Annotated in this window: 6 protein-coding genes; 3 read left to right on the top strand and 3 right to left on the bottom strand. The window is 69.4% G+C overall.

Going from position 1 to position 4,483, the window contains the following annotated elements; translation table 11 throughout:
- The coding region (locus G3N99_RS35565; RefSeq protein WP_206124695.1) for an FAD-binding oxidoreductase at window positions 1-338 on the top strand (338 nt) is incomplete at its 5' end.
- Window positions 335-1,381, top strand: coding sequence for an ABC transporter substrate-binding protein (locus tag G3N99_RS35560; RefSeq protein ID WP_206124694.1), 1,047 nt, complete (start codon window positions 335-337; stop codon window positions 1,379-1,381). The genes G3N99_RS35565 and G3N99_RS35560, both read left to right, overlap by 4 nt.
- Before the next feature lie 21 nt (window positions 1,382-1,402).
- Here the strand turns inward: G3N99_RS35560 and G3N99_RS35555 are convergent, their stop codons facing one another.
- From G3N99_RS35555 to G3N99_RS35545, 3 genes are read right to left on the bottom strand one after another with little or no spacing between them, the layout of a single operon-like run.
- Window positions 1,403-2,761 (bottom strand): serine hydrolase, encoded by a 1,359-nt coding sequence (locus G3N99_RS35555; RefSeq protein WP_206124693.1) that lies wholly within the window; start codon window positions 2,759-2,761, stop codon window positions 1,403-1,405.
- 45 nt (window positions 2,762-2,806) lie between these two features.
- On the bottom strand, window positions 2,807-3,202 hold the full coding sequence (locus G3N99_RS35550; protein WP_174938428.1) for a BON domain-containing protein: 396 nt from the start codon (window positions 3,200-3,202) through the stop codon (window positions 2,807-2,809).
- Window positions 3,203-3,239: 37 nt separating this feature from the next.
- On the bottom strand, window positions 3,240-4,298 hold the full coding sequence (locus G3N99_RS35545) for a porin (RefSeq protein ID WP_174947776.1): 1,059 nt from the start codon (window positions 4,296-4,298) through the stop codon (window positions 3,240-3,242).
- Here G3N99_RS35545 and G3N99_RS35540 point away from each other — a divergent pair.
- On the top strand, window positions 4,297-4,483 hold a 187-nt coding region (locus G3N99_RS35540; RefSeq protein WP_206124692.1), incomplete at its 3' end, for a hypothetical protein. The genes G3N99_RS35545 and G3N99_RS35540 overlap by 2 nt on opposite strands.

The raw sequence follows: 4,483 nt of genomic DNA, 5'->3' as shown, positions 1-4,483 counted from the left end.
AGCCGTCGGTCGATACGACGCGCGCGGTGATGCGCGACGCCTGCGCACTGCTGCCCGCGCTGCGCGACGCGCTGCTGATCCGCACGTGGAGCGGCGTCGAAGGCTGCACGCCCGACCACAACCCGATCATCGGCGCGAGCCGCACGACGCCGCGCCTGCTGCATGCATTCGGTTTTTCCGGCGGCGGCTTCCTGCTCGCGCCGGGTGTCGGCGACGTGCTCGCCGATCTCGTCACGGCCGGCGAAACCGCCACGCCGCTCGATGCGTTCTCGATCGGCCGCTTCGCGCCGCAAGCCACGCCGACCACCCCTTTCCCCCAAGAGGAGACCCACAAATGAAACTGCTCGGAACGATCACGGCGGCCGCCGCCCTCTGCCTCGCCGGCGCGAGTGCGCCCGCATTCGCGCAAACGAAGACGATCTACGTCGGCATGAACGGCGGCCCGATGGAGAAGGCCTATACGAGCCAGGTGCTGCCCGACTTCGAGAAGGCGAACAACGTGAAGGTCGTCGTCGTGCCCGGCACGTCGTCGGACGTGCTCGCGAAGCTGCTCGCGAACCGCAACAAGCCGCAGATCCACGTCGCGTTCCTCGACGACGGCGTGATGGCGCGCGCGGTCAGCCTCGGCGTGTGCCAGAAGCTCGACGATTCGCCGGTGCTGAAGGAGCTGTACCCGTTCGCGCGGATGAAGGACGACGTCGGCGCGGGCGTGCAACTCGGGATGACCGGCATCGCGTACAACAAGAAGCTGTTCGCGGAAAAGGGCTGGGCGCCGCCGACGTCGTGGATGGATTTCGCGGATCCGAAATACAAGGGCAAGGTCGTGTTCCAGTCGGCGTCGAGCAGCACGTTCGGGCTGCACGGCTTCCTCGCGATCAACCGGCTGCTCGGCGGCAACGAACAGAACGTCGAGCCGGGCTTCAGCAAGTGGGCGAGCACGGTCGGGCCGAACGTCGTCGAGTACATCCCGAACTCGGCGAAGATCTCCGAGATGGTGCAGACCGGCGAAGCCGGCCTGTTCCCGCTCACGCCGACCGGCGTCGGCGACCTGCAGGACAAGGGCATCCCGGTCGCGTACGCGAACCCGAAGGAAGGCCCCGTGCTGCTGCTCGTCGACCTGTGCGTGGTCGCGAACAACCCCGATCCGCAGCTGGCGCAGAAGCTCGCGCAGTTCCTGCTGTCCGCGCCCGCGCAGACGAAGGCGGCCGAGGCCGGCAGGCAGATCCCGACCAACCGCGTCGCGAAGATGCCCGCCGCGATGCAGCAGAGCCTCGGCAACGTCGACGACCTGGTGCGCAAGGTGACGGTCGTCGACTGGACCGCGATCAACGCCCGCCGCGCGCAGTGGGATACGCGCTGGAACCGGCAGATCGAGCGCTGAGCCGGAGCGGGCGCGGTTGCGTTACCGCAGCGTCTCCACGACCGCGCGCGCCACCCCGCTCAACGCATCGCCGCGTTCGAGCGCCGCGCGCGGCCGTGTCGATTCACCGTGTGCATCGAGCGAGCGCGGCGCGAAGTCCGGCGACGACGAGAACTTGACGATCGTCAGCGCGTGCTTCGGATCGACGAGGATCGACTGGCCGAACCGCCCCGCCGCCGCGAACGAACCGTCGCCGTCGTTCACCTGGTACCAGTAGTCGCGATACGCATAGCCGTCCTTGCCCGCGATCACGTTGCCCTTCGCGAACAGCGCCGCGTTGTGCGCGGGCTGCAGCGCCGCGCGAATCGTCGCGGCGGGCAGCGCGCCACGTGCCCCGCCGAGCCCCGTGCGCACGCGCTCGGCGAAGCGCGCGGCATCGCGCAGCGTCGTGTACAACCCGCCGCTCGCCATGGCCATCGCGTTGCGGTCGACGACGACGTACGCATCGTCTTCCGCGAAATCGCGCCACAGCCACCGCTCGACCAGCGCGCTCCACGATTGCCCCGTCGCGCGCTGCATCGCCCACGCGACGGCTTCCGGCGAACCGTTCTGGTAGAACCATGTGCTGCCGGGCGCCACGTCCGGCACACGCTGCACGGTCAGCAGGAAGTCGGCGATGCTGGCCGGCGCGCCTTCGCGGTGCGGCACCAGCCCGACCGCGCCGAACAGCCCGAGATCGGGCGGGATGCCCGGTGCGTACGAGGTCGGCACCTCCATGTCCAGGTTCTGCTGCAGCGTCGCGCCGCCGAACGGCGTGTCGGCGAGTTCCGGCACCGTGCGCGCGAGCAGCGCACCCGCGTCGAGTACGCCCGATTCGATCATCTGCGCGGCCAGCAGGCCCGTCACCGATTTCGTCATCGACGCCCACGCGTGCGGCTGGTCGGGCCGGAAGCCGTCGAAGTAGCGCTCGTAGACGATCCGGCCGCGCTGCACGACGATGAAGCCGTCCGTATGCGTGGCGCGCAGGTAGGCGTCGAGCGTCAGCGTCTCGCCGCCGATCGTCACGGGCAGCGTGTCGAGACCGGATGCCGGCTGCTCGGGCAACAGCATCGGCGTGGTCGCATGCCGGATGCCGGCCGTCGGCGCGAGCAGCCGCGTATTGCCCAACGCCCAGCGCAGGCGCGCCGGCGTGAATGCGTTCGCCTTGTTGACGACCTGGTCGGCCGGCGGCGGGAAGCCCTGCATCATGCCCGGCATGACGGCGTCGGTTGCGGCGGGTGCAGCGGGTGCAGCCGGCACCGCGTGCGCGATCGCGGCGAGCGCGAGCCCGCCGGCCAGGACGAAGGTGTCGGACAGCCGGCGCATGCGCCGGGCGGCGGTAAAGCGTTGATGAATTCGCATCGAATCATGTCTCGTAGTGGAAAGAAAACGACCGTGTGCCGGCGATCACGGCTGCTGGCCGTCGATGCGCAACAGGTTCGACACCGACGCGACCCCGTCGACGCGCCGCGCAACCGCCGCCGCGAGCGTCACCTGGTTCGTATCCGTGACCGAGCCGCTGAGCGTCACGCTGCCGTCGCGCACCCGCACGAGGATGCGCGTGACGTTGAGGTTCTTCGTGCGCGCGAGCGCCGTGCTGACGCGGCGTTTCAGCTTGCGGTCGGCCGCCTTGCGTTGTGCTGGCGACAGGTCGGCCGGCGCAGGCGCCTGTGCCGACGCCTGTACGGCCGCCTCCGCCGATGCCGGGATCGCCGCGCTCGCGGCATCGGGTTGTGCGTGGGCGGTGACGGTCCAGCATGCCGCCGTCAGCAGCGCTGCGGCGAGTCGGGATGAAGTACGCATGATCGAATCACACTCCTGAAAAATCGTTGAAAAACACTCAGAACTGCGTCATCAGCCCGATCGACACCCCGGTCGTCGCGCTCGCCCCGCGCCGCAGGTTCAGCGCCGCGATCGTTGCCGGGTCGCGCATGTACGCACCGGTCATCCCGTTGCGGTCGACCTCGACATACAGCTCGGTGCGCTTCGACAGGAAGTATTCGGCGATCGCGTAGGTCGTCAGCTTGTGACCGTCCGCGCCCGACACGTTGCCGAGATTGCGCGCGCGGTCGTAGAACGCGGCCGCGCTCAACTGCACCGACGGCAGCGGCTGCACGACCACGCCGAACGACGGGATATCGTCACGCCGCGACGGCGCGCCGGCCTTGTTCGCGCTCACGTTCAGCGACGCGTAGCTCAGGTAGAAGCGCGTACGGCCGAGCTGCAGCGTGCCGCCCGCCTGGATCGTCTGCGCCGACTGCGAGCCGTCCGGGCTGTAGGTCTTCGCATACGACACGCCGCCCATCAGGTCCGAGTACGTGTACATCGCGGCCGTCGAATAGCTGGTGCCCGCATGCGCGCTGCCCGCGACGCCGCCGGGCGAATAGTTCGCGCCGAACCGCAGGCCGCCCACCTGCCCGAGATACTTGATCGTGTTGTTGAAGCGCGAATCGAGCGTGAAGAAGTTGCCGTCGAACTGCACGCCCGGCTCGACCGCGAGCGATTGCCCGCGCCCGCCGAGCGGATCGAGCGCGATGCCGAGATCCTCCGCGGCATTGAACTGGCGGCCGAGCGTCAGGCGGCCGAAATCGCCGGCCAGGCCGACATACGCGGCCTGCGAAAACAGCGTGCCGGACGTCTTCAGCGCACCAGTGCCGCTGTTGAACGCGCCGTCGAGCACGAACAGCGCCTTCAGCCCGCCGCCGAGATCCTCCCTGCCGCGAATGCCGAACTCGTTGCCCGCGATGATGTTGTTGTTGAAGCCGACCTGGCTGCCGCCCGGCAAGCCGTTGACCCAGCGCACGCCGCCGCCGATCCGGCCGAACAGCGTCACGCTCGACTGCGCGTGCGCGCTCCCCCACAGCGCGCCGATCAGCGCCGCCGCGATCATCTTCTTCATGTCTCCTCCTGCCGCGTCGTCGCGCGGCGTATCGTGGTACTGCTTCCCGTCGAAAGGCGCCGCTGCCCGGCTGGCGGGCCGTACGCCGAATGCGATGCAATTCAATGCGATGCGATGTACGCGGCAGGCGCTAGCGGCCGCACGCGCCGACCGGCGGCGCGGCGTGCGCCGTGTCGCCCGCGAGG

Source organism: Burkholderia sp. Ac-20392 (assembly GCF_017104585.1).
GTDB classification, from domain to species: Bacteria; Pseudomonadota; Gammaproteobacteria; order Burkholderiales; family Burkholderiaceae; genus Burkholderia; species Burkholderia lata.
This window is presented reverse-complemented; position numbering and strand designations above follow the sequence as displayed.

What these genes read in the sequence shown, in the direction of transcription:
- G3N99_RS35560 (WP_206124694.1), top strand. Translation starts at nt 335, where the DNA reads ATGAAACTGCTCGGAACGATCACGGCGGCCGCCGCCCTCTGCCTCGCC.
- G3N99_RS35555 (WP_206124693.1), bottom strand. Translation starts at nt 2,761, where the DNA reads ATGCGAATTCATCAACGCTTTACCGCCGCCCGGCGCATGCGCCGGCTG.
- G3N99_RS35550 (WP_174938428.1), bottom strand. Translation starts at nt 3,202, where the DNA reads ATGCGTACTTCATCCCGACTCGCCGCAGCGCTGCTGACGGCGGCATGC.
- G3N99_RS35545 (WP_174947776.1), bottom strand. Translation starts at nt 4,298, where the DNA reads ATGAAGAAGATGATCGCGGCGGCGCTGATCGGCGCGCTGTGGGGGAGC.